Source organism: Sphaerobacter sp. (assembly GCF_019683595.1).
Taxonomy (GTDB): domain Bacteria; phylum Chloroflexota; class Chloroflexia; order Thermomicrobiales; family Thermomicrobiaceae; genus Sphaerobacter.
This window is the reverse complement of sequence record NZ_JADGHZ010000028.1, coordinates 1-23,907: the sequence shown is the minus strand read 5'-3', so window position 1 is coordinate 23,907 and position 23,907 is coordinate 1. Positions and strand designations below refer to the sequence as shown.

Below are 23,907 nucleotides of genomic sequence, written 5' to 3'. Positions count from 1 at the left end.
GGTGGAGGTCGCGGCGCAGGCTGTATGATCGAACAAGAACGTATTCGAAATTTCAGCATCATCGCCCACATCGACCACGGGAAGTCGACGCTGGCTGACCGTCTCCTGGAGTTCACCCACGCGGTGACCGAGCGGGAGATGGTCGAGCAGATCCTCGACTCCATGGATCTGGAGCGGGAGAAGGGCATCACGATCAAGGCCCGATCCGTTCGCATGGACTATCAGGCGAAGGACGGGCAGACCTACGCCCTTAACCTCATCGACACGCCGGGGCACGTCGACTTCTCGTACGAGGTGAGCCGCAGCCTCGCCGCGTGTGAAGGTGCGTTGCTCGTCGTCGACGCCGCGCAGGGAATCGAGGCGCAGACGATGGCCAACGTTCACCTGGCGATCGACGCGGGTCTCGCCATCGTGGCGGTCGTCAACAAGATCGACCTGCCCAACGCCCAGCCGGAGAAGGTCGCCCACGACCTGCAGCAAGTCATCGGGCTGCTCGAGGACGAGATCATCTTCGCCTCCGCCAAGTCCGGCATCGGCGTCGAGGAGATCCTCGAAGCCATCGTGACCAAGATCCCGCCGCCGAGCGGAGACCGCTCCGCGCCGCTCCGTGCGCTCATCTTCGACTCGCACTACGACCCCTACAAGGGCGTCATCGCCTACGTGAAGGTGGTCGACGGTATCCTGCGGGAGGAACAGCCGCTGCGCCTGATGGCGACCGGCAAGGAGACGGACGCGCTCGAGATCGGCGTCTTCCGCCCGACGATGACCCGGGTGACGGAACTGGGCGCCGGGGAGGTCGGCTACATCGCGACCGGCCTCAAGGTCGTCACCGACTGCCAGGTAGGCGACACCGTCACCGACGCCGAGCGTCCCGCCCCGGAGCCACTTCCGGGTTACCGGCCGGTGAAGCCGATGGTCTTCGCCGGGCTTTACCCCGTGGATGGCGAGGACTACCCCGCGCTGCGCGATGCGCTGGCGCGCCTCAAGCTCAACGACGCGTCGCTGGTCTACGAACCGGAGTCGTCCGACGCCCTGGGCTTCGGCTTCCGCTGCGGCTTCCTAGGTCTGCTCCACATGGAGATCATCCAGGAGCGCCTGGAGCGCGAATATAAGCTCGATCTATTGGCGACCGCGCCGAGCGTCGAGTACGAAGTGCTGAAGCGCGACGGCACCGTCGTCCACGTGGACAACCCGTCCGACATGCCGTCTCCGGGGGAGATCGAAGAGATCCGCGAGCCGTGGGCCAAACTGACGATTATGTCGCCGTCGCGCTACATCGGCGCGATCATGGAGCTGGTCACCAATCGCCGCGGCCAGTTTGTCGACATGACCTACCTCGATGAGGACCGCGTCCAGCTCTCCTTCGAGATGCCGCTGGCGGAACTGATCGTCGATTTCTACGATCAGCTCAAGTCGCGCACGCAGGGGTACGCCAGCCTCGACTACCAGCTCGCGGACATGCGGGCCTCGGACCTCGTCAAGCTCGACATCCTCGTCAATGGGCAGCCGGTGGACGCACTGTCGCTGATCACCCACCGCGACTCGGCGTACCACCGCGGCCGGGAGCTGGTGGAATCGCTACGCAAGCTCATCCCGCGCCAGTTGTTCGATGTCCCGATCCAGGCATCGATCGGCAGCAGGGTGATCGCGCGCGAGACGATCCGCGCCATGCGGAAGAACGTCCTGGCCAAGTGCTACGGCGGTGACGTGACCCGCAAGCGCAAGCTGCTGGAGAAGCAGAAGGAGGGCAAGGCGCGGATGAAGATGGTCGGGAGCGTCGAGATCCCGCAGGAAGCCTTCCTGGCCGTGCTGAGCCTGGGCGGCGACGCCAACGGCCGTTCGCCGGGGCGGGAGTAGCGCGCACATGCCAGGCATGACGCTGGTCGGCCTCGGTCCCGGCGACCTCTCGGCGCTGAGCGATGCCGCGCGGGACGCGCTCACGAGCGGGCAGGTCTTCCTCCGCACCCGCCATCATTCGGTGGTCGCGCAGCAGGCGTCGCTCGCCAGCCGGCCCGCCTTCGAAGATCTGGCGGACACCGGCGCGCCGCTCGCGACCATCGTCGAGCGCTGGGCCGACACCCTGCTCGACGCCGCGCGGACGAACCCGGTGGTGTACGCCGTCCCTGGGAACCCGCTCGTAGGCGACGCCACGGTCCGTGCGCTGCTCAAGCGCGCCGAGGAAGCCTCCGTCCCGGTCACCACCGTTCCCGGCAGCAGCATCCTCGACGCTGCGACCGCTGCACTGTCACCGTCCGCCCTCACATCGGGCGTGCAGGTGCTGGATACGCTCGACCTGGCCCTGGCAGCCGAGGGCGCGCCGTTCAGCGGCGGGGAAGCGGCGCTGTTGCCGCTACGGCCGCTACTCTTGACGAACCCGGCTCCCGCGCGCGTGTTAGCGGCCGCACGCGAGACGCTGGCGCGCTTCTACCCGGCTTCAACGACCCCGCTGGTTCTCAGCCACGTACCCATGGGAGGGCTCAAGCCAGCGGAGACGGCGTTGGCGAACCTCGCGGACGCCGTCGACGGCGCGCTCGCCGTCTACATTGCGCCCGTCTCACCCCTGGAGAGCGCCCGGCATGCTGACGGCCTGCAGCGGATCGTGGCGCGGCTCCGCGCCCCGGGTGGCTGCCCCTGGGATCGCGAGCAGACCCATCGATCGTTGATGCGTGCCGGGATCGAGGAGGCGTACGAGGTCCTGGAGGCGATCGAGCGGGACGACGCGGCCGCCCTGCGGGAGGAACTCGGCGACCTGCTGCTCCAGGTCTACCTGCACGCGCAGATCGCCGAGGAGGCCGGGGAATTCACGCTGGAGGACGTCATCGGCGAACTGTCAGCAAAGCTGGTGCGCCGCCACCCACATGTCTTCGGGACGGCTCACGCCGCCGACGCGAGCGACGTCCTGAAGCGCTGGGACGAGATTAAGCGGGCCGAGCGAGCGGAGCGGGGAGACGACGAGGAGGCGCACCCGCTGGGCCGGATTCCTGCCGCACTCCCGGCCCTCATGCGTGCCCAGACCGTCCTCCGCCGCGCCATGCGGGCCGGACTCTTCCCGCTCGATCCCGCCGCGCTCAAGAGCCGCTGGCGAGCACTTGCGGATGGAGAGGAACCGGTATCGGCCGCGACGCTCGGCGATGCACTCCTGGCCGCAGCGGTTCTGGCAGCCGAGGCGGGGCTCGACGCCGAGCAGGCGCTACGCGATCGGACGCTCGAGATCGAGGCGGCCATCCGCGAGCGACCGAGTGCCACCCCCGATGATCTATACTGATACGTCCGTACCGACTGCGCGCCGGACACGGCCGCGACGGGCCACGCAGTGCTTGAAGGGAGAGTGCTCCGCATGACCGACTCGGGTGACATCCAGCAGCGCGCCGGGCAGCGCCGCTACACGACCTGCGGCGAACTGCGTGCCGGCGACGTCGGCCGCACCGTCACCCTCAAGGGTTGGGTGAACCGGCGCCGCGACCACGGCGGCCTGATCTTCCTCGATCTGCGCGACCGCTACGGCATCACCCAGGTCGTGGCCAACCCGGAGCATTCGCGTGAGGCCCACCAGACGGCCGAGACGGTTCGCAACGAGTACGTCCTCTCCATCACCGGGACCGTCGCGGCACGACCCGCCGGCACCGAGAACCCCAACATGGCAACTGGGGCCATCGAGGTCGTGGCCAACACGATCGAGGTGCTCAACCCCGCCAAGACGCCGCCGTTCTACATCAACGAGGACGTCGAGGTCGATGAGACGCTGCGGCTCGAGTTCCGCTACCTCGACCTGCGCAAGCCCAGGATGCAACGCAACTTGATGCTGCGGCATCGTGCGGTCAAGTTCATCCGCGATTACCTCGACGCGCGCGACTTCATCGAGATCGAGACACCGGTGCTGGTCAAGAGCACGCCCGAGGGCGCGCGCGACTACGTCGTGCCCAGCCGAATCTACCCCGGGCACTTCTACGCGCTGCCGCAGTCGCCGCAGCAGCTCAAGCAGCTCCTCATGGTCGCGGGGATGGACCGCTACTACCAGATCGCGCGCTGCTTCCGCGACGAGGACCAGCGCGCCGATCGTCAACCGGAGTTCACCCAGCTAGACCTGGAGATGTCCTTCGTCGACGTGGAGGACGTGCTGACCCTCACCGAGGGCCTGTTCACCGCCATGTTCGAGGAGCTGGCGTCCAAGCCGATCCTACAGAAGCCGTTCCCGCGGCTCACCTACGCGGAGGCAATGCTCCGCTACGGCTCCGACAAGCCGGATCTCCGCTTCGGTATGGAGATCGCCGACGTGACCGACCTCGTGGCGGACAGTGAGTTCGGCGTCTTCTCCAACACCGCTCGCTCGGGCGGCGTCATCCGCGGCATCGCCGTCCCTGGTCAGGCCGGGATGAGCCGCGGCCAGATCGACCAGTTGACCGAGCAGGCGCAGAGTTTCGGAGCCAAGGGCCTGGTCTGGATCGGCCTGCAAGCGAGCGACGACCGCTCCCTCACGCCACGCTCGCCGATCGCGAAGTTCCTGTCCGAGGACGAGATCAGGGGCATGGCCGAACGTCTCGGCGCCGGGCCCGGCGACCTGATGCTGCTCGTCGCCGACCAGGCACCGGTGGCCGCCAACGTGCTCGGCCGCCTGCGCGTCGCTCTGGGGCACCAGCTCGGGCTTGTTAACACCGACGTGCACGCCTTCTGCTGGATCGTCGAGATGCCCTTCTTCGAGTGGGATGAGGAGAACGGCCGCTGGGAGGCCGCACACCATCCGTTCACCTCGCCCATGGATGAGGATCTGGAGATCCTGGAGACCGACCCCGGCCGCGCTCGGGCCAAGGCGTACGACATCGTCCTCGACGGCTGGGAACTGGGCAGCGGGAGCATCCGGATTCACCGGCGCGACATCCAGAACAAGATCTTCGAGTTGATGGGCTACGACGAGGAGGAGATCGAGCGGCGGTTCGGTCACCTCCTGCGCGCCTTCGAGTACGGCGCCCCGCCGCACGGCGGCATCGCCCCCGGCATCGACCGCACCGTCATGATCCTGGCGGGCGAGGAGAACATCCGCGAGGTCATCGCCTTCCCGAAGAACCAGAGCGCGCAGGACCTCATGATGGGCGCGCCATCACCGATCAACGAAGAACAGCTCAAGGAACTCCACATCAACGTCGTCCTGCCGAAGCCGGCCGGCGCCTAGCCGCCCGGCTTCGGCCTCTAATCTCCGGCGCTGCGTGCCGTCCACTCGCAACCGAGAGAGTACTTCCATCCTCCTCACCGGCAGGGAGGTCCATCTCGGCTTTGGGAAACGCCCCTAACCTCCAAGCACCACGCGACGGCCCTCGGACCTCCAGCGAGTAGCGAGGCGCGCAGAGTTCGGTGGCCGCCGCTCCCGCCGAGGAGGCGCACAGCATCGCAGTTGCCCCGGGCGACTCGTCTCGAAAGAGTCTCACACGTCACGGATCAAGAGTCAGGTTCCTCCGAGCGTCGTCTTGCAAGCAGAATACTTGCTTCGAACGATATTCCAGATGACTACGAAATCCTAAGGGAGGAGGACATGTCTGTTCGTTAATCAAATTGACACACGATCCCGCTCCTCCATATCATGTGATCATCAACACATCCGAGACGAACGATGGAGGGCGGGACACGATGGCGTCTGCAGTCGAACCCGACCGCGACGGGTTAGCCTACATGACAGCAGCCGACCTCGCGGCACGAATCCGGCGCCGCGAACTGTCGCCTGTGGAGGTTGTCGACGCCTTCATCCAGCGCATCGAGGAACGGAACCCCAGTCTGAACGCGTTCGTGTACGTCGCCTTCGACGAGGCCCGGGAGCGCGCCCGGGAGGCCGAACGAGCTGTAATGTCCGGGGCGGAACTCGGCCCGCTCCACGGCGTGCCGACGGCGATCAAGGATCTGTTCGACTACCATCCTGGTTGGAAGAGCACGTTCGGCGGGATTCGCGCGCTCAAGGACTTCGTGGTCGATGCGCATTGCGTCTTCGCTGAGCGAATTAAGCGCGCCGGAGCGATCATTCTCGGGAAGACCAACAGCCCAATCATGGGGTTCCGGGGCACCTGCGATAACTACCTATTTGGTCCAACGCGGAACCCCTTCGACCTGTCGCGCAACAGTGGTGGCTCATCAGGCGGCAGCGCAGCCGCCGTCGCCGACGGGCTCTTACCGCTGGCCGAGGGCACGGACGGCGGCGGATCGATCCGGATCCCCGCTTCCTGGTGTGGCGTGTACGGTTACAAGCCATCGTTCGGCCGTGTTCCATACGTAAACCGCCCAAATGCGTTCAGCGGTATTGATCCGTTCCTGTTCGAGGGCCCGCTGACGCGTACCGTCGAAGATGCGGCACTCGCCCTGACCGCGCTGGCCGGGTACGACCCGCGGGATCCCTTCAGCTTGGACGAGCAGGTGGACTTCATGTCCGCACTCCGTCGCTCGGTAAAGGGGTGGAAAATCGCCTACAGTCCCGACTTCGACGTTTACCCGGTGGATCCCGAGGTTCGGCGGGTCGTGGACGAAGCAGTCCTCGCCTTCACTGAGGCTGGTGCTGAGGTCGAAGAGGTACGCGTCGGCATCACGCGCGACCAGCGCGAGCTGAGCGACCTCTGGTGCCGCCTGATCATCCCGCTCAACGTCGCGGGTATCGAGGGCTTGAAAGCGAGCGGGATCGACCTCTTGGGCGATCACAGAGACGACCTCCCACCCGAGTACCTGCGCTGGATCGACGAGGGCTATCGGATGACGGCGCTCGATATCCAGCGCGACCAGCAGATGCGCACGGAGATCTACGACGCCATCCAGGGGGTTCTCAACCAGTACGACCTCCTGATCACGCCGACTCTCGCCTGCCTGCCGGTCGAAAACGCGAACGACGGCAACACGGTCGGACCATCCGAGATCAACGGCGTGCCCGTCGATCCGTTGATCGGCTGGTGCATGACGTACTTCATCAACTTCACGGGGCACCCAGCGGCATCGATCCCTGCGGGGATGGCACACGGGAAGCTTCCGGTGGGCATGCAGATCATCGGTCGGCGGTATGCCGACGCGGATGTTCTCACTGCCAGCGCGGTTTTCGAGCGTCTGCGACCTTGGCGGCAGACCTACGAGATTCCGGCTAGCCGGCCACTAGCCTGAGTATCGATGTCGGGGTTTGGTCCCAGCGTAACGGCAGCGTAGACGCAGTTCCGTCACTGCGGCGAGCAGCGGACTCGGTGTCGTCGACCTGGCAGCGTCGAGCCGCCGTCTCACGAACGGGCGAGCGGGAACTACTGCCTCCAGGAGAGCCCCGAGGAGGCGTCGATTCCGCGTCCCTTGAACAGCTCCTGGGGCTCACCGAGTTTCGGCATGCCGTCATCACCTACGGAGAACGGGGCTGCGACGGCCTTGAAGGAGTCACCGTCAACCTGGAGGAAGGCGATCCAGGATCCGTCAGGGGACCAGGTCGGCGCACGAACGTTGTGGAGATTCGTGAGCCGTATCGGCGTGCCGCCCTCGGCGGGCACGACCCAGATGTCGTTTTCAGCCCCTGTCCGGCCGGTGTAGGCGATCCACCGACCGTCCGGCGACCACGCGGGGTCGTAAGCGCCTTCGGTGGACTCCACCAGCGGTGTGAGCCGTTCCGTGTTGAGATCCACGATCCAGAGCTGGGTCCAGCGCTCCAGATCACTATTTCCGGTCGTGCGCTGCGCGAACACGATCCGCTGCCCGTCCGGCGAGAAATCGGGATGCTCCACATTCTCACCGTTGTAGGTGGAGGACTGAACCTGGTAGGAGTTCTCACCCGGCGATGGCATCAACCAGAGGAAGTTCTTTAGCGTGTTGCGGTCGCTGACAAACGCGATCGCATCCCCGGCTGGCGACCACACCGGATCGAGCGCCCACATGGCCTCCTGGATGTACGCCTCGGTGCCCGGTTGGAGGAGCGGCTGGTAGAAGGTTAACTGTTCCATACCGCTCCCGTCGGCGTTGGCCATGTAGAGGTCAGAAAAGGCGTCGCCGGTGCGGACGAACACGAAGCGATTGCCGTCAGCCGACCACCGTGGGTAGGACGCGTCGCCGACGTGCGTGAGCTGCGTCGTCGACCCGTTCCACATGTAGATATCGCCGTTCTGGGCAAACAGGATTCGGCCGGTCGGCGCGGCGCCCAGCGCGCTCTCGTTCTCCAGCAACGGGTCGGGCGCGCCGCAGGCGATGCCGGCGAGTCCCAGCAGCATCATCAGGACCAGTCCGGCCCGCACCAGCCTACGCCATCGTTGCAAGATCATCGCTCGTCGCTTCCCGCGGCGGTGCATCCATAGCCGCGCTCGCGGAGTGCCAGTTCCGCCTCCTGCGCTTCATCCCATGGGCGCCGTTCGGCGCCATAGATGATACACCGCTCGTGGCCCTTCCCAGCCAAGAGGACACCATCCCCGGGCCGGGCCCAATCGAGCGCCGCCCGGATCGCCGCCCGCCGATCCTCAATGCACACGTAGTCCCGGCCTTCGACCGCGCCGGCGTCGCGTGCCCCGGCCGCGATCTCGGCGATGATCGCATCGGGATCTTCAAACCGCGGGTCTTCCGACGTGAACACCGAGAAGTCGGCGAGGCGGGCGCTGACCGCCCCTTGCAGCGGACGCTTGGCTCGGTCTCGCTCGCCCGCACTGCCGAAGACCGCGATGACGCGACCGGGCACGAGCGACCGCAGCAGCCGCAGCGACTTCTCCAGCGAGTCGGGAGTATGTGCGTAGTCCACGATCACGGCGTAGGGTTGCCCCAGATCGACGCGGTGCATGCGTCCGGGCACGCCCGGGAGCGACTCCAGCCCGCGGGCGATCGCGTCAAGGCTCAGTCCCAGCAGGTGCCCGACACCGGCCGCGGCCAGGGCGTTGTCAACGTTGTATGCACCGATCAGATTGAGCCGAACCGGCACCGACCCGCTGGGCGTTGTCAGTCGGAACGACGTGCCGTCCGCCGCGACTCGGACGTCGTCCGCTCGGAGATCGGCAGGGGCGCCCGTGCTGCTAAACCAGAGCACCGGCGCCGTCCCGGCCGCGCCCGCTATCGCGCGGGCTCCCTCGTCGTCCCGGTTCAGCACCACCCCGCCAGGGTAGGGACGCGAACCACGGCTGGCGACGCGTTCCAGAAGACGCGCCTTGGCCCGCCGGTACTCCTCGATAGTGCCGTGGAACTCCAGGTGCTCGTGCGTGATGTTGGTGACGACGCCTACGTCGAAGGCACATTCGTCGAGCCGGTGGAGCGCAAGGCCGTGGGATGTTGCCTCCAGCACGGCCCAATCGACACGCGCCTCGCGCATTTGCGCCAGCAGGCGCTGCACGTCGAGCGACTCGGGCGTTGTCTGTCTCGCGTCGTGATCGACGATGTCGTCCCCGACCCGCACTGCGATCGTGCCGATCAGACCGGTCCGGTAGCCGGCCGATCGCAGCATGGCATCCACCAGGTAAGAGGTGGTCGTCTTGCCGTCGGTGCCGGTGATGCCGATAACCCCGAGCGCTTCGGACGGGCGGTCGAAAAACGTCGCCGCTACCAGCGGCAGCGCCGCGCGTGTGTTGGGCACCGCGGCGTAGGCAGGGTAGTCCGTGAGATCAGGCTCCCACGATTCGACCAGTGCGGCGACCGCACCGCGGGCGCGAGCGTCCGCCAGGTACCGGTGCCCATCGGTGTAACCGCCGCGCAGCGCCACGAAGAGGCTGCCCGGGCGGGCCAACCGTGAGTCATAGCAGACATCCGTGACCACCGTCCCGAGGTCTCCTCCAGAACTGGTCACGGGAAGTGCCTGAATCAGGTCGCTGAAGCGGCTCTGTCTCACGTATCCCCCGGTTCAAGCCGGCCCACCGGCCGCACCGTCGGCAGCCGGACGCCGCCTCGCTGCTACACGCACGATTTGCGCGCAAGATGACACGTCCTCACCGGTCATCGTGAGGACGCCTCGATAGTATTCAACGCGTCGGGAGCCGGATTCGTCACAACCCGCGGGACGCACAGCCACCCCGGTGCGGGATGGAACGAAGCCGCGACCCGCGGCCACCGTAGCGGCCACGGGAGTGGCCAGCAGACAGGGCCTCATACCCCGGGCCGCAGCGGATCGGACTCGTAGAGGGCCTGGACGAGCGCGTCCTCGGCGGCTTCGCGAACCACAGGATCCTTGTCCCCGCGCAGCCGGCGCAGGACGTTCACCGCGACGCGACCACCGATCTGCCCCAGCGCGCCGATCGCAGCCGTCTGCACCTCGCGGTCCTCGTCGCCCAGGAGGTTCAGCAGCGAGTCGAGCGCCTGTGGATCCCCCAGCTCGCCCGCGGCCTTGGCGGCTTCATAGCGGAACTCCGGGTCGTCACTCTCCAGCTCGGCGAGGATCTGCGGCAACCAGGACGCGTCCAGGTTCCGCCCCATGCCGAACAGCGCGCTCACCCGCAGCTCCCGATCCTCCGACTCATACGCCGCCGCGATCTCGGCCGTGACCTCGGCGTCGTCAGCGAACCACGCGAGCGACTCAAGCGCACGCCGGCGCACCCACGCCGGCGCGTCCCCGTGGAGCAGGTCCATCAGCGTGCTTCGGACCTGGGCCGTGCGCTCGTCGTCGAGGTCGCCGATGCTCGCGCGGTAAGCGAACTGCCCGAGACCGGTCGCGATGGCCTCCAGCACCGCTGGTTCGCGCTCATGGTCGAGCATCCCCAGCAACTCGTCCAGGCAGTCGTTGCTCTCGTCCTCCCAGAGGCCCGTGACGGCCACGGCGCGCACCTCGGCGTCGTCGTCAGCCAGCGCGACGCGCAGGATGCGGCTGAAGTTAAGTTCGACGTTCTCCTCGGCAAGGTCGACCATCTGCCGGACGAGATAGCGCCGGGCCTCCAGCGGGAGCTGCGGCCACTCGGCGCGCACCTGCGCCGCCGCGGCCCGGCTGATGTCCGTCAGTTCGGCGACCGCGCTGGCCGAGCGCTGACCGCCACCGATCGCTCGGAGCCGCTCGATCACCCGCGCGGCGTTCGGATCATTCTGCGGGAACCGGCTGATAGTAGAAAACATCTTCGACATCTGGATCCACGCTGAACTGCGGATTGCTCGGCGACTGCACGATGTCCCGGATCAGCTCGGCCGGCATCGGGCGCTCCACGTTGGCCGCGGCGACCAGATCGTCGAGCATCGCCATGTAGCGAACGGAGTCGCCACTCCCCTCGGCCTCACCGATGCGCTCGAAGATCGCCGCCAGCGTCTCCTCCGGCCGCCGCCGGACCCGTTCCTCCAGCGGGGCCTGATTCGCCAGACGCGGGAACCGGTTCTCGGTCAGAAGCATGTTCTCCTGGGTCGCGCAGTAGTACGTCGTCGGCCGGAAAACGTAGCGGCCCTTCTTCTCGTCGAGTTGGAGCAGCTTGCGATCCTGGCCGGACACCGGCAGGTACTCGATCAGGTACGTGCCGTCATTGTCACCGCGCTCAATAGTGATCAGGGCACCCGGCACAAGGTTGGCGCTGAAGAACTGATCGAATCCCGCCAGGTAGCCACCCCGGTTCCCCGTCGGGTAGCGCAGCTCAACGAAGAACGTCTCATACGTCTGCGGCGACTCGAAGACAAGCACCGCCGCCCGCTGGTCGGGCAGCACCGGGGGCGGGAACAGTGCGGCGAACGCAGCGTCGTAGGGGAGCACCCCGTAGTGATACTCGTAGAACGTGAGCACGTGCTCCACCACCGGCTCGGCCGCCTCGACCGGCTCCGTCACGTAGTCGAGCAAGAAGCGGTAGTCGGAGCCGATCTCGCTCGCCTTCCGCTTCGTGGTACCAATCGTGGGAAGGCCGCTCGTGCTCCACAGGCGCTGCCCCGGAGTCCCGACGAATTCGAACTCGCGATGCTCCCGTGAGAGCCGGAAGTTCACCGCAAACCGCATCAGCTCGTAATCGGACGCCGATGGATTCAGGCCCAGCACGTCCTGAAGCAGGATGTCGTCGGTCAGAGGCTCGCCGCGCTCCAGGAGATAGTCACGGATGCGCCGCAACTCGCCTCGGCTCAGGCGGGAGACCTTGTCCTCCATCATCCACAGGTCGCCGAAGTTGGCGACCGAGAGATCCTGACGCAGGTCCCGACGAATGATCTCCGCCAGCCCAGCATCGTCCAGAGCGGCCAATTCCTCGTCGCTGACAGGCGCGGCGGCTTCCATCGCCGGCACCGGCTCGACTTCCGCCTCTGCCTCAACCTCGACCGGCTCGCTCGGAACTGGCTCGGCCAATTCCTCCGTGATCTCGGGGACCACCACATCCGCGGGCTCCACGACGACGGTGTCCCCCACGAGATCCGGGCGCCGCCGCGGCTCGAAGACCGCCGGCTGCTCGGGTAGCGGAACCGGCTCCTGGAATCGCTGGGCCAGCGTGTGCTCAGAGACGGTCTCTTCCTCCGGCACCGGCGCGCGGCCTTCCCGCGTCGTCGCAAAGACCACTCGCCCGTCCGCCTCCACGCGCTGGAACACGTCCGGGTTCATCGACAGGACACGGTCGATCTCAGCGCTCCACTCCTCCGCGGAGCGCTCACCGTGTCGCGCCGCGTAGAACTCAGCGAGCGCGGAGAGCGGGCTGCGGATCGGCGCCGAGCGCGGGAACAGTCTGCCCATGGTGGACAGCGCCTGGAAGATCTCCTCAGCCAACCGCTGCTCGTCTTCAGTGCCTACGAATTGCGGCTTGGAAGCTGCCTCTGCCGTCTGCATCCCGGATCCACTCTCCTCGCGTCGAACACATGGGCGGACCGCGTTGGTCAGCGGCTCAGCCGCTCCCGCAGCGCCCGGACGAGGTCATCGGTCGTCATTGGTTTCGGGGAGTTGCGCAGCAGGAACAACAGATAGGTGAGATGCTCCTCGCTGAGACGCACGCTCGACATGGCCGTTCCTCCCATCACCAAGGCCACAAGTGCAAAGTGTACATGCGTTCTCGTGGATCAGGCAACGCGCACGAGCGGCGTCGGGACCGACGGTGCCGCTACCGGACCTCGTCGCCCCGCAGCGCGAGCGCGACCGCACCGAGGATAGCCGAGTCGCCGCGGAACTGCGCGGTGGAGAGCCGCAGGCGGCGCACCGACGCCGGGTACGAATACTGGCGCACCCGCGCGCCGAGGGGGTCCATGAGCAAGGCCCCGACCTCCGCCACCGGACCACCCACAATCACCGCCGCCGGGTTCAACACCGTGATGAGATTGGCGATCGCCAGCCCAAGCACCCGCACCGTCTCGGTGACGACCTCCCGGGCGATCTCGTCTCCGGCGCGCGCCCGCTCGAAGATCGCACCGACCGTGATCGCTCCGGGCGCCAACCAGGCGTCGATCACCTCACGCCGGGCCGTCCGCAACCGTTCGCGAAAGTTGTTGACGATCGCCGGTGCCGACGCATAGGCCTCCAGATGGCCGGGCTTCCCGCACGAGCAGATCGGTCCACCAACCGAGACGACCATGTGCCCGATCTCGCCCGCCGTCCCGCTGGCGCCATCGACCAGGCGACCGTCCACGATGATTCCGCCGCCCACGCCGGCACCGAGGTGGACGTAGACCACATCGGCGCATCCGCGGGCCGCGCCGTAGCTGGCCTCACCAACGGCAGCAGCCCGAGCATCGTTCTCCAGCACGCTCGGGATGCCGACCGCCTCCTCAAGCAAGTTGACCAGGGGAAAGTTCTCAAAGCCCGGAGCCCGGTGCGACAGGAGCGTCACCCCTCGCGCTGCGTCCACCGGGCCGCCGAAGGCGATCCCGATCCGCCAGATTTCCGAAAGGTCCACCTGGATCGAACTACAGGCCTGGTCGATCAGACCCCGGACCGTGTCCACCACCACCGGCGCCGGCGCCGAGGCATCGATCGAGTGGGCTTCGGCCACGATGCGTCCCGACGGCTCGGCCAGCACCACCCGCTGGCCACGACCGGCGATCTCCACCCCAAGCACGAAACGCTTGTCACAGGGGAGTACGCCCCACTGCCCCGGGAGCTGGGCCTGCTCCACCCGAAACCTCCTCGGCCTGTCGTTTGCGCGGACAACTGTGCCGGTGCGCCCCGACCCAGATCGCGGCCGGGTGCCCCATTCTAACACGCCTCTCGGCGCTTGTGCGGAATTGCACGAACACCATGTCCGTCTGGATCGCCGCCGGGTCACGATGCGCCAACACGCGGGCCGCTCGCGGTTGCATCCATCGCGGTTCCGTGCTACACTCCTGGGCGGCAAATGAGGCTGTCGACGTTCCCCGATAGCTCAACGGTAGAGCAGGCGGCTGTTAACCGCAAGGTTGAAGGTTCGAATCCTTCTCGGGGAGCCAACGGGAGGACACAGATCCTCCCGCTTCTTGTTTCTGTGCCCTCTCCTTCACCCCCGCCCCGCAGACCGTCACCTTGTCCAAGCCATGGCCGCTCTCGTCCCTGAGGCACGGTCGTCTGGCCACTGGCGAGACACGCCGCCGCCCCGCCGCCATCCCGCCTCGGTCGGCTCGCGCGGCTGTCGACCGAATCCGAGTTGGGTCGAGAAAAGGTTCCCACGCCGCGATGGGTGCCCGGGGCTAGAGTCGCCGGGCTGCATAGGAAAAAGCCCACTGAAGGGGCTCCCATCTCCCACACCTCGGCGGATCCGGTCTGGCACCCAGCCGGACGCGGCATCACCAGCCCCTTCAGTGGGCTTCGCTTTGTCAGCCCGGTGGCCTTACCCCCGGGCACGGGCCACGATGCGGGAATCCTTACGCCACCCATCTCGGAATCGATCGGCGGCCGCCCGAGCTGGCGTTCGATGTCGAATTGCGCAACGTCACTTACGTTTCCCTGCCTTCAACCCGGACATCATTGCGCGAAGATCATCGCAATGACACGAGTCAGCGCTATTTGCGTCATTCGCGTCCGCACATTACCATGGGAGCGTTGAGATTGGCCGGCTCGCCAATCCGACGACCTCGCAGGCGGTCCCCACGGGTGGTGCTCCGATGACACGTTCCGACGCGCTCGAACGGGCCAGGGAGTTTTTCAGCATCCATGCTTGGCATGATGCATACGACACGCTGGTTGCCGCGGACGAACAGACGCCGCTTTCGGCATCCGACCTGGAGCGGCTCGCCATCGCTGCCTTCCTCACCGGGAATCTCCGCGGCAGTGCGAACGCCTGGGCACGAGCACATCGGGAGTTCCTCAGGAACGGCGACCCGGTGCGCGCTGCGCGCAACGCCTTCTGGGTCGCCTTCGTCCTCATCGACCTGCGCGATGTCGCAGGGACAAATGGCTGGACCGCCCGAGCACAACGCCTGCTCGACGGCGGCGCCCATGACTGCGTCGAGCGGGGTTATCTGCTCCTACCCACCGCACTCCGGCACGCTGCCTCGGGCGACCCCGCCGGCGCGCGCTCCTGTTTCCACCAGGCCACCGAGATCGGCGAGCGCTTCGGCGACACCGATCTGGTGGCCCTCGCCCGCCAAGGAGAAGCTCGGGCCTTGTTCAGCATGGGGGAGATCCCGAGCGGCACGGTGCTGCTCGACGAGGTCATGGTCGCCGTCGCAAACGGCGAGGTATCCCCACTCGTGACCGGCACCGTCTACTGCAGTGTGATCGAGGCGTGCCACGAGATCTACGACCTGCGTCGGGCTCACACCTGGACGACGCTGCTGACCCGCTGGACGGAGGCCCAACCCGGGCTCATCACCTTCCGCGGACAGTGTCTGGTCTACCGCGCGGAGATCCTACAGGTGCGGGGCGCGTGGCCGGACGCCCTGGACGCGGTGCAGCGGGCACAGGAGTGGTTCGCCCACGCGCCCGCCGACCCGGCCACAGGCTCCGCGTTCTACCGGCAGGGCGACCTTCATCGGCTGCGCGGTGAGTTCGCCGAAGCCGAGGAAGCGTACCGCCGTGCGAGCCACTGGGGGTACCGGCTGGAGCCAGGTCTGGCCCTCTTGCGGCTGGCTCAGGCCAAACACGATGTCGCCGCGGCAGCTATCCGCCGCGCGCTCGACGAAACACACGACCGGCTCGCCCGCTCCGCCCTTCTCCCGGCCTACGTCGACATCATGCTCGCTGCGGACGACGTGCCCGCAGCGCGATTGGCCGCCGACGAGCTTGGGAGAATCGCCACCGAATTCGGCGCACCCCTCTTGCGCGCCCGTGCAACCCACGCCGCTGGAGCGGTCCACCTCCGTGAGGGAAACACCAAGGCCGCGCTGGCCGCCTTGCGGACGGCCTGGGCGGCCTGGCAGGAGATCGAGGCCCCGTACGACGGCGCGCGTACCCGCGTGCTTATCGCCCTCGCTTGCCGGGAACTGGGGGACGAAGAGACGGCGACGTTTGAGCTCAATGCGGCGCACTGGTCCTTCACGGAGCTCGGTGCCACGCCCGACGTGGCCCGCGTCGAGGCGCTCTCCCGACCGCAGGCGGCCGCACCGCAGGCAGGTCTGACCCCGCGCGAGGTGGAGGTGCTCCGCCTTGTGGCCGCGGGCAAGACCAATCGCGCGATCGCGGCGGATCTGTTCATCAGCGAGAAGACGGTCGCGCGCCACATCAGCAACATCTTCACCAAGCTTGATCTCCCGTCGCGAGCGGCAGCCACGGGGTACGCCTACGAGCACGGCATCGTAGCCCCATCTACATAGAATTACCCATCACGATCGTCGCTCGGAGTTGGGTATCCCGCCCGATGCGGCGCCTGCCGGCGCGCACCTACCCTGAGATATGCAGAACGACGGAACCGTCCCGGCCGGTTGAGCCGGATGTATCAGGGAGGTGACCCATGACCGGCCAGCTCGCCCCAGAGCGCTTGCAGACGATCGTCATCGGCGGGGGCCAGGCGGGGCTCGCGGTCGGCTACTACCTGGCATGCCAGGGTCTGTCATTCGCGATCCTCGACGCCAACGAGCGAGTCGGCGATGCCTGGCGCACGCGGTGGGACTCCCTCCGCCTGTTCACCCCGGCTCAGTTCGACGCGCTCCCCGGGATGCCCGTCCCGGCGCCGAACCACGCCTTCATCACGAAGGACGAGATGGCCGACTACCTCGAAGCGTACGCTGAACACTTCGCCCTGCCAGTGCGCACGGGGATGCGGGTGGACCGGCTGTCTCGGGACGAGGGTGGGTTCGTGGTGACGGCGGGCGATCGGACGTTCCATGCCGAGCAGGTCGTCGTCGCGATGAGCAACTACCAGCAACCTCGAGTGCCGGAATTCGCCCGTGACCTGGCACAGGACATCGTGCAGTTGCACGCGATCGACTACCGCAATCCAGGGCAACTACGAGACGGTGGTGTCCTTGTCGTCGGGGCGGGTAACTCCGGCGCTGAGATCGCTATCGAGGTCGCGCGGGGCCATCCGACCTGGCTCTCCGGGCGAAGCACCGGCCAACTGCCCTTCCGGATCGACGGCCGGGCGGCGCGGCTCGGGGTTCTCCGGTTCGTACTCCGCGTGCTGTTCCACCGCGTCCTTACGGTCCAGTCGCCCGCTGGCCGCCGCTTCCGGGCGAAGCTCGCCGGTCACGGTGGGCCACTCATTCGCCTCAAGGCGGAAGACCTCACCAACGCGGGTGTCGTGCGGGTGCCGCGCGTCAGTGGAGTGCAGGACGGCCGCCCGCGACTGGAAGACGGCCGCGTCCTGGACGTAGCGAACGTCATCTGGTGCACCGGGTTTCACCCAGGCTTTTCCTGGATCGACCTTCCGGTCCTGCAGGACGGCAATCCCGTGCACCACCGGGGTATCGTCCCTAACGAGCCCGGTCTCTACTTCGTCGGCCTCGAGTTCCTCTCCGCGGCCTCCTCCGTGATGATCCACGGCGTTAGTCGAGACGCCGCACGCATCGCGGATGCGATCGCCGTTGGGGCCCGTCGCGTATCCGTGCCCGCCGAGGAACCAGCCCTGGCCACTGCCTGATGCACACTGTTGAGAGGACCACGACCATGGTTTCCCAGGACATCGCACAGACACGAGCCGAGTGGGATCGCATCGCCCCGGGTTATGACCGGACCAACACGCGGACGCAGATGGCGCTCGGAGCCGAGGCGCTCCGTCGCGCCGGATTGAGCCCCGGAATGCGCTTCCTTGACGTTGCCTGCGGCAGCGGAGCGCTTTCCATTCCGGCCGCGCGTATCGGCGCGAGCGTGGTCGCCATCGACCTGTCCCCGGTCATGCTCTCGCTCCTGCAGGAGCGGGCACACCGGGAAGGTCTCGCCATCGAGACGCGAGTGATGGATGGTCACGCGCTCGAGTTCGAGGAAGGCAGCTTTGACCTGGCAGGCTCGCAGTTCGGCGTCATGCTGTTCCCCGACATGCCGCGGGGTGTGCGTGAACTAGCCCGTGTCGTTCGCGAAGGTGGGCGCGTTCTGATCGTCACGTACGGCGACCCTCACGCGATCGACTTCTTGACGTTCCTGATCCGCGGGATTCACGCGGTCCGACCCGACTTCACCGGCCCGCCCGCCGATCCCGCGCCGCTAGCGTTCCAGTTACAGGACCCTACTCGCCTCCACCGGGAACTGGTCGCCGCAGGGCTCGCTGACGTTACGGTGAACACCGTCACCGAGGCAACCGAGTTCCAGGACGGCGCCGAGCTATGGGACTGGGTCATCTGGAGCAACCCGATCGCGCCGGCGCTGGTGGACAGCCTGGAGCTGACAAGCGTGGAGCTCGACGCGGTCATCGACCGGCTTGACACGCTCATCCGCGCGCGGGCCGGGGGCACTGGCCCGGCCACACTGACCAACCCGGTACACATCGGGATCGGCAGGAAGTAACGAATCCGGCGAACGACAACAGGGCGCCGCCCGGAGCGGCGCCCTGGTCAACGTCGAGCGAGTTCCGCCAGCTTCTGCACCATCGGGTGATCCGGCATCACGCGCTCAAGGTTTGCGGCCCACCTAAGGGCGCCGTCTTTGTCGCGCTCAGCCAGCGACAGATGGATCATCAGTGACCCCAGGGCCACGTACTCTTCGACGTGGAAGCGGGTCCGGTTGAGCAGCGGTAGCAACATCTGGCGAGCCTCGGCGTACCGTCCCTGCTCGATGCGAATCTGCGCGAGTCCGAGCGTGGCGAACATGTAGTCGGGGCTGTCGGCCACTACCTCCTGCAGCAGGGCCTCCGCCTCATCAAAGCGCCCCTGCAGCGTAAGGGCCTGCGCCAGGTAGGATCGGATGCCCGGTGACTCGGGCTCAACGTCGAGCGCCTGCCTGAAGAGCGTCTCCGCCCGTTCCGGCTGCCTGGCTTGGAGCGCCGTCCGAGCCTCAGCCAGCAGCGCCTCGACCTCAGGAGCGTGCGCGACTTCGAGCGGTTCCTCGTGGAGCTCGAAGCTCTGCGCCTGTATCGTGGTCCATTCCCCGCCGATCCACATGTCGAATGTCTCGCCCGGTTTCAGGAGGCCGGCATCCTGCACCGCCGTGATCGCCTGCTGGCGTTGCGAGTCCGTTCCGCGCTGGGACAAGGCGAACCGATGCAGGGCTTCGAGCAGCGCCCGATCCTCGGAGTAGGCGGCGATCTGCACCGCGATCGTCCGACCCGCCGGGTCCCCCCGTTCGAGGAGGACCGGAACGACGCCTTTCAGTTCCGGGCACTGCCGCAGCGTCCGCCGCACGACGCGGGCAAGCGCGACCTCGTCCTGCGCGATCACTGCCGCCGTGAAGGCGGTCAACAGGTTGTCCAAGACGCGCTCGGACACCCAGTTTCGGAATTCGAAGGGCCACGGTGCCTGCCGTTGGCCAACGGGCCGGCTCAAGTCCGAAAGATTCTCCCGGGCAGTGTGCAGATCAGGATCCAGCTTCAGCGCTTGTTCCCAGAGCGTCCGCGCCCGCTGTTCGTCGCCCTGGTTCATCGCTGCCACCGCCGCGAGGTGGCAGATAAATGCGCGGCCAAATTGGTCAAGTACACGTGCTGCCGTCGCGCGCTCGTACACGTCCAGCACGCGCTCGTCGTACCCGACGAAACTGAACGCCTCCGCCAACTTGAGCCACTCGTCCTCTCGGACCTCGTCCACCAGCGCCAGGCGATCAGCCTCCGCCCGGGCCGCCTCCACTTGACCCGTCATCATGAACGCGCGGATCAGGTTGCCACGCGCGTGGACGTTTTCGGGATCGATCGCCAGAGCGCGCCGGGCGGTCGCGATCGCCTGGTCATACGCCCCTTCGAACGTCAGGATCAGCGTCAGGTTGTTTAGCACCGGGACAAAGTCAGGCCACCGCTTGAGGGCCTTCTGGGCCGCCGCCCGAGCCTCTCTCGTGCGCCCCTGATCCATCAGCGTCTGGATCTCTTCGTGGAGCGCAACGAGCTGCAGCCCGTCCTCACCGCTCACACCTGACTCGGTGAGCATTTCGTCGACGTCCGGTCGGAGCCGCATGAGGATCTGCTCAACCTCTGGCACCTGGGGATGGTTCGGCCAGCGCTGTAGGAAGGATTCGAAGGTACGGAGGGCGAGCACCGGGCGCAGGTTCCGCATGTAGGCATCGCCCAGCGCCAGGGTCACGTCGGCATCGTTCGGCTGCTGCGAATGCCACTGCTCCATGGCAGACAGGTAGGTACGCCAGTCCTCGAGCTCCCGAGTGACCGCCGCCAGCGCCTGGAGGACCGCCGGATGGGGCCTGGATTCGTCGGCCAGCTCGAGGAGCAGCTCACGGGCCCCCTCATAGTCCTGCTGCATGAGCAGTTCTCGGACCTGATCAAGCTCCCTGGGTGGCGGCCGCCGAACCGCCTCCGTGGGCAGCTTGCTCCGCTTGCGCTTGGCCATCCAGTACCTCCCCCACGTGTCTTTCCTGCCCGCGCGCAAACTCTACCAGTCCACGCGGAACCAGTCAGCTACCTGTCGCCCGGGAACCGGGCACTGTTCGGCCATCCAGCGCGCAATCACCATCGGCGTCGATTTCTCCGGCGCGCATCACTCATGCCGTCGGAGGAATCCACCTCGGGCAATACCCCACCCCGAGCCCTCCTCGTGGACGGGCTCAGGCGAGTCGTCCGCCGGTGACTGACAAGCTCGCGGCCACCGGGGCGCGAATCTTGCCATTCTCGCGAGCCGGGTGAGGGACAGGAGCATGCATGAAAGAACCATTCGATATCGATGTCGCCATCGCTCGCGTCCGCCAGGCCGTACGCGACTTTCCGCCAGCGGCGCTCTTCGCGCTGGCAGATGAGGGCCACCGCTCCCTGTTCGAACAGGTCGTGGCCTGCATCCTCTCAGTCCGCACCTACGACGAGGTGACGCTACCAACCGCGCGGCGACTGTTCGCGGCCGCGCCGACCCCTGCAGCCGTGGCGGAACTCCCGGTCAGCGACCTCGAGGAACTCATCCATACCGTCTCCTTCTCCGAACCGAAGGCGCGGCAGATTCACGCCGTCGCCAGGGCAACCGTGGACGAGCACGGCGGCTCCCTGCCGTGCGACCGCGACACGCTGATGAATTTCCACGGAGTCGGGCCGAAGTGTGCGCACCTGGCGCTCGGGATCGCCTGTGGACAGCCCTGGATCAGCGTGGACGTTCATGTTCATCGTGTAACCAACCGCTGGGGGTATGTCCACACCAGGACCCCCGGGCAGACCACCGCCGCGCTGGAGGCCAAGCTCCCAGAACGGTACTGGATCGAGATCAATCGCCTCCTGGTTCCCTTCGGGAAACACATCTGCACCGGCGACCGGCCGCACTGCTCGACCTGCCCGCTGCTGTCGATGTGCCAGCAGGTCGGGGTGACGTCGCACCGCTGAGCCGCTTGCCACATCCGCGACCGCGACTGATACTGCTTCCGTTCGACAGTACACGACAGGACGGAAGCGGGGGATGAGATGGCGATCCGGATCGTCACCGGGGGCATCGCGCAGGAGACGAATACGTTCCAGTGGCAGCCGACCACGCTGGAGGACTTCCAGACCGGGTCGAGTGGCATCCACCGGGGACAGGAGATCCTGGACCTCGACGGGACCGGAACCATCTACGGCGGCATTGTGGCCGAGGCCAGACGCCAGGGCGTCGAGTTGATCCCGACCACGTACGCCCACGCGGTGCCGGGTGGACGGGTCACCCGCCACGCGTTCGAGACGCTCAAGCGGGAGATTCTGGACGGCATCCGGGCCGCGCTGCCGGTAGACGGCGTGCTGCTCGGCATCCACGGGGCGATGGCGCTCGAAGACGAGGATGACGGCGAGGGACCGCTGATCGCAGCCGTTCGTGAGCTCGTCGGGCCGGACGTCCCCATCGTCGCCCCGCTGGATCTGCACACCAACCTGTCCGACGCCATGATGGCGGGAGCCGACGCCTTCGTCGGCTACAAGCACTACCCGCACATCGACACGCCGGAAACCGGCGCGCACGCGATGCGCATCCTCCTGGCAGCCATTCGGGGCGAGGCGCGGCCCACTATGGCACACGTGCGCCTGCCGCTCATCGCGCCGAACCAGTCGATGGTGACGACCTGGCAGTCTCCGCTGAAAACGGCGATCGATCGCGCTCGTGAGATCGAACATGAGCCGGGTGTCCTCGCCGCGACGGTGCTGGGCGGGTTCCCCTTCGCCGACGTGCCCTTCGCCGGCGTCGCCACGATCGTCGTGACGGACAACGACCCGGCACTCGCTCGGCGCTACGCGACGGAGTTGGCCCGCATCTGCTGGGAGCTGCGCGACGACTTCACCATCCACCCGACACCGATCGCCGACGCCATCGCCGAGGCCATGGCCGGTGAACCGGGGAGCGTCTACGTGTTGGCCGACATCGCCGACTCGGGCGCGAGCGGCACGGCCGGCGACGGCACCGCGGTTCTCCGCGGGCTGCTGGAGGCCAACGCCCGCTCGGCTGCGGTGGCTCAGATCATGGACCCGGAGGCGGTAGCCGCCTGTATCGAAGCGGGCGTCGGCGCGACCGTCACGCTCTCGGTCGGCGGGAAACACGACACCTACCATGGCGAGCCGGTCGAGGTCACCGGCCGGGTGCGCCTCATCCATGAGGGCCGTTTCCCCATCCTCGGCCCCATGGGCGCCGGGACCTATGCCAGCCGGGGGAAGACGGTCGTGCTGGAGATCGGCGGTCCGGACGGCATCGAGCTGCAGCTCACCGAGCTGCGGGGCCATCCCCACGACCTGAACTTCTTCCGCTGCTTCGGGATCGAGCCGACCCAGCGTCGCATCCTGGTGCTGAAGAGCGCTGCGCACTTCCGCGCAGCGTTCGAGCCGATCGCGACCAAGGTTATCGAGGTCGATGCGCCCGGCATCAGCAGCCCGCGACTCGAGCGCTTCGACTACAAGCGGCTGCGCCGTCCGATCTACCCGCTCGACCCGGAGACAACCTGGTCGCCTGAGGACTAACCCGCCGCGTCGCGTTGGGACCAGGCGGCCTCACCACGCCGCGCGCAGTGCCGAGCGCGCGGCGTGGTACCCGCACATACCGTGGACGCCCCCGCCGGGCGGCGTCGAGGCAGAGCAGATGAAGAGCGTCGGGTCAGACGTACGGTAGGGGTCCCAGCGCGGCAGCGGTCGGGTGAAGAGTTGCCGCAGATCCTGCACGCCGCCGTTGATGTCCCCACCCACGTAGTTCGGGTTGTACGCCTCGAACTCGCGGGGATCTCGGGTGTGGCGGACCAGGATCCGGTCGCGAAACCCGGGGGCGAAGCGCTCGACCTGCGCTTCAATGCGCTCGGTCATGTCGACGTCACAGCCGGGCGGGACGTGGCAGTAGGCCCACGCCGTGTGCCGGCCGGCCGGCGCGCGGGTGGGATCGAAGAGCGACGGCTGTGCCAGGAGCACGAACGGACGCTCCGGCACGCGGCCATGCGTCGCCGCCCACTCGGCCGCCGCGATCTCGTCGAGCGTACCGCCCAAGTGCACGACGCCGGCCCGCCGGCACTCGGGCGACCGCCACGGGATCGGCCCGTCCAGCGCCCAGTCAACTTTGAACACGCCAGGACCGTAACGGTACCGACCGAGTCGAGGGGGCGCGCCCGGGCGCCCCCCCCGCCCGCCCCCCGCCCCCCCCAGGCCCCCCCGCGCGGCG

The 23,907-nt window shown here is 67.3% G+C and carries 16 protein-coding genes, 1 tRNA gene and 1 pseudogene; 10 read left to right on the top strand and 8 right to left on the bottom strand.

Going from position 1 to position 23,907, the window contains the following annotated elements:
* Positions 1–24: 24 nt before the first annotated feature.
* The 4 genes from lepA (at position 25) to IRZ30_RS05190 (ending at position 7,122) form a co-directional block, all read left to right on the top strand.
* The gene (lepA, locus tag IRZ30_RS05205; protein WP_294083663.1) at positions 25–1,857 is read left to right on the top strand and encodes a translation elongation factor 4; all 1,833 of its coding nucleotides are present in this window, start codon (positions 25–27) and stop codon (positions 1,855–1,857) included.
* Between the two features lie 7 nt (positions 1,858–1,864).
* Entirely contained in the window at positions 1,865–3,265 is a 1,401-nt protein-coding gene (locus IRZ30_RS05200; protein ID WP_294083661.1) for a MazG family protein, read from the top strand.
* 72 nt (positions 3,266–3,337) lie between these two features.
* Positions 3,338–5,167 (top strand): aspartate--tRNA ligase, encoded by a 1,830-nt coding sequence (gene aspS / locus IRZ30_RS05195; protein ID WP_294083659.1) that lies wholly within the window; start codon positions 3,338–3,340, stop codon positions 5,165–5,167.
* 452 nt (positions 5,168–5,619) lie between these two features.
* Entirely contained in the window at positions 5,620–7,122 is a 1,503-nt protein-coding gene (locus tag IRZ30_RS05190; protein ID WP_294083657.1) for an amidase, read from the top strand.
* A 131-nt stretch (positions 7,123–7,253) separates the two neighbouring features.
* On the opposite strand, the gene IRZ30_RS05185 is transcribed toward IRZ30_RS05190, so the two are convergent.
* From IRZ30_RS05185 to IRZ30_RS05160, 6 genes are all read right to left on the bottom strand, one after another.
* Complete coding sequence (locus IRZ30_RS05185; RefSeq protein WP_294083655.1) at positions 7,254–8,252, bottom strand: DPP IV N-terminal domain-containing protein; 999 nt, start codon at positions 8,250–8,252, stop codon at positions 7,254–7,256.
* Positions 8,249–9,793: a UDP-N-acetylmuramoyl-L-alanyl-D-glutamate--2,6-diaminopimelate ligase gene (locus IRZ30_RS05180; protein ID WP_294083652.1), complete on the bottom strand. Its 1,545-nt coding sequence runs from the start codon at positions 9,791–9,793 to the stop codon at positions 8,249–8,251. Before IRZ30_RS05180 ends, IRZ30_RS05185 begins: the two co-directional genes overlap by 4 nt.
* Before the next feature lie 254 nt (positions 9,794–10,047).
* Entirely contained in the window at positions 10,048–11,013 is a 966-nt protein-coding gene (locus IRZ30_RS05175; protein WP_294083650.1) for a HEAT repeat domain-containing protein, read from the bottom strand.
* Positions 10,970–12,670 (bottom strand): hypothetical protein, encoded by a 1,701-nt coding sequence (locus IRZ30_RS05170; protein WP_294083648.1) that lies wholly within the window; start codon positions 12,668–12,670, stop codon positions 10,970–10,972. Before IRZ30_RS05170 ends, IRZ30_RS05175 begins: the two co-directional genes overlap by 44 nt.
* A 47-nt stretch (positions 12,671–12,717) precedes the next feature.
* Positions 12,718–12,840: a hypothetical protein gene (locus tag IRZ30_RS05165; RefSeq protein ID WP_294083646.1), complete on the bottom strand. Its 123-nt coding sequence runs from the start codon at positions 12,838–12,840 to the stop codon at positions 12,718–12,720.
* A 98-nt stretch (positions 12,841–12,938) separates the two neighbouring features.
* A complete protein-coding gene (locus tag IRZ30_RS05160; RefSeq protein WP_294083644.1) occupies positions 12,939–13,946 on the bottom strand; it encodes an ROK family protein in 1,008 nt (335 codons plus the stop codon).
* A gap of 235 nt (positions 13,947–14,181) precedes the next feature.
* Here IRZ30_RS05160 and IRZ30_RS05155 point away from each other — a divergent pair.
* The 4 genes from IRZ30_RS05155 to IRZ30_RS05140 all read left to right on the top strand — a co-directional run bounded on the left by IRZ30_RS05155 (position 14,182) and on the right by IRZ30_RS05140 (position 18,682).
* Positions 14,182–14,256 (top strand) — tRNA-Asn (locus IRZ30_RS05155).
* A gap of 651 nt (positions 14,257–14,907) precedes the next feature.
* The gene (locus IRZ30_RS05150) at positions 14,908–16,557 is read left to right on the top strand and encodes a helix-turn-helix transcriptional regulator (protein ID WP_294083642.1); all 1,650 of its coding nucleotides are present in this window, start codon (positions 14,908–14,910) and stop codon (positions 16,555–16,557) included.
* 137 nt (positions 16,558–16,694) lie between these two features.
* Positions 16,695–17,822, top strand: a complete 1,128-nt coding sequence (locus IRZ30_RS05145) for an NAD(P)-binding domain-containing protein (protein WP_294083640.1) — start codon at positions 16,695–16,697, stop codon at positions 17,820–17,822.
* 26 nt (positions 17,823–17,848) lie between these two features.
* Positions 17,849–18,682, top strand: coding sequence for a methyltransferase domain-containing protein (locus IRZ30_RS05140; RefSeq protein WP_294083638.1), 834 nt, complete (start codon positions 17,849–17,851; stop codon positions 18,680–18,682).
* A gap of 47 nt (positions 18,683–18,729) precedes the next feature.
* Here IRZ30_RS05140 and IRZ30_RS05135 read toward each other — a convergent pair whose 3' ends face one another.
* Positions 18,730–20,661, bottom strand: a complete 1,932-nt coding sequence (locus IRZ30_RS05135) for a tetratricopeptide repeat protein (protein ID WP_294083636.1) — start codon at positions 20,659–20,661, stop codon at positions 18,730–18,732.
* Between the two features lie 308 nt (positions 20,662–20,969).
* Between IRZ30_RS05135 and IRZ30_RS05130 the strand changes: the two genes are divergently transcribed.
* On the top strand, positions 20,970–21,632 hold the full coding sequence (locus IRZ30_RS05130; RefSeq protein ID WP_294083634.1) for an endonuclease III: 663 nt from the start codon (positions 20,970–20,972) through the stop codon (positions 21,630–21,632).
* 78 nt (positions 21,633–21,710) lie between these two features.
* On the top strand, positions 21,711–23,222 hold the full coding sequence (locus tag IRZ30_RS05125; RefSeq protein WP_294083632.1) for a M81 family metallopeptidase: 1,512 nt from the start codon (positions 21,711–21,713) through the stop codon (positions 23,220–23,222).
* 30 nt (positions 23,223–23,252) lie between these two features.
* Here the strand turns inward: IRZ30_RS05125 and IRZ30_RS05120 are convergent.
* Positions 23,253–23,843, bottom strand: a pseudogene (locus IRZ30_RS05120) (NAD(P)/FAD-dependent oxidoreductase); the annotation flags it as partial.
* Positions 23,844–23,907: the final 64 nt, after the last annotated feature.

What these genes read in the sequence shown, in the direction of transcription:
- lepA (WP_294083663.1), top strand. Translation starts at nt 25, where the DNA reads ATGATCGAACAAGAACGTATTCGAAATTTCAGCATCATCGCCCACATC.
- IRZ30_RS05200 (WP_294083661.1), top strand. Translation starts at nt 1,865, where the DNA reads ATGCCAGGCATGACGCTGGTCGGCCTCGGTCCCGGCGACCTCTCGGCG.
- aspS (WP_294083659.1), top strand. Translation starts at nt 3,338, where the DNA reads ATGACCGACTCGGGTGACATCCAGCAGCGCGCCGGGCAGCGCCGCTAC.
- IRZ30_RS05190 (WP_294083657.1), top strand. Translation starts at nt 5,620, where the DNA reads ATGGCGTCTGCAGTCGAACCCGACCGCGACGGGTTAGCCTACATGACA.
- IRZ30_RS05185 (WP_294083655.1), bottom strand. Translation starts at nt 8,252, where the DNA reads ATGATCTTGCAACGATGGCGTAGGCTGGTGCGGGCCGGACTGGTCCTG.
- IRZ30_RS05175 (WP_294083650.1), bottom strand. Translation starts at nt 11,013, where the DNA reads ATGTCGAAGATGTTTTCTACTATCAGCCGGTTCCCGCAGAATGATCCG.
- IRZ30_RS05170 (WP_294083648.1), bottom strand. Translation starts at nt 12,670, where the DNA reads ATGCAGACGGCAGAGGCAGCTTCCAAGCCGCAATTCGTAGGCACTGAA.
- IRZ30_RS05165 (WP_294083646.1), bottom strand. Translation starts at nt 12,840, where the DNA reads ATGTCGAGCGTGCGTCTCAGCGAGGAGCATCTCACCTATCTGTTGTTC.
- IRZ30_RS05150 (WP_294083642.1), top strand. Translation starts at nt 14,908, where the DNA reads ATGACACGTTCCGACGCGCTCGAACGGGCCAGGGAGTTTTTCAGCATC.
- IRZ30_RS05145 (WP_294083640.1), top strand. Translation starts at nt 16,695, where the DNA reads ATGACCGGCCAGCTCGCCCCAGAGCGCTTGCAGACGATCGTCATCGGC.
- IRZ30_RS05140 (WP_294083638.1), top strand. Translation starts at nt 17,849, where the DNA reads ATGGTTTCCCAGGACATCGCACAGACACGAGCCGAGTGGGATCGCATC.
- IRZ30_RS05135 (WP_294083636.1), bottom strand. Translation starts at nt 20,661, where the DNA reads ATGGCCAAGCGCAAGCGGAGCAAGCTGCCCACGGAGGCGGTTCGGCGG.
- IRZ30_RS05130 (WP_294083634.1), top strand. Translation starts at nt 20,970, where the DNA reads ATGAAAGAACCATTCGATATCGATGTCGCCATCGCTCGCGTCCGCCAG.
- IRZ30_RS05125 (WP_294083632.1), top strand. Translation starts at nt 21,711, where the DNA reads ATGGCGATCCGGATCGTCACCGGGGGCATCGCGCAGGAGACGAATACG.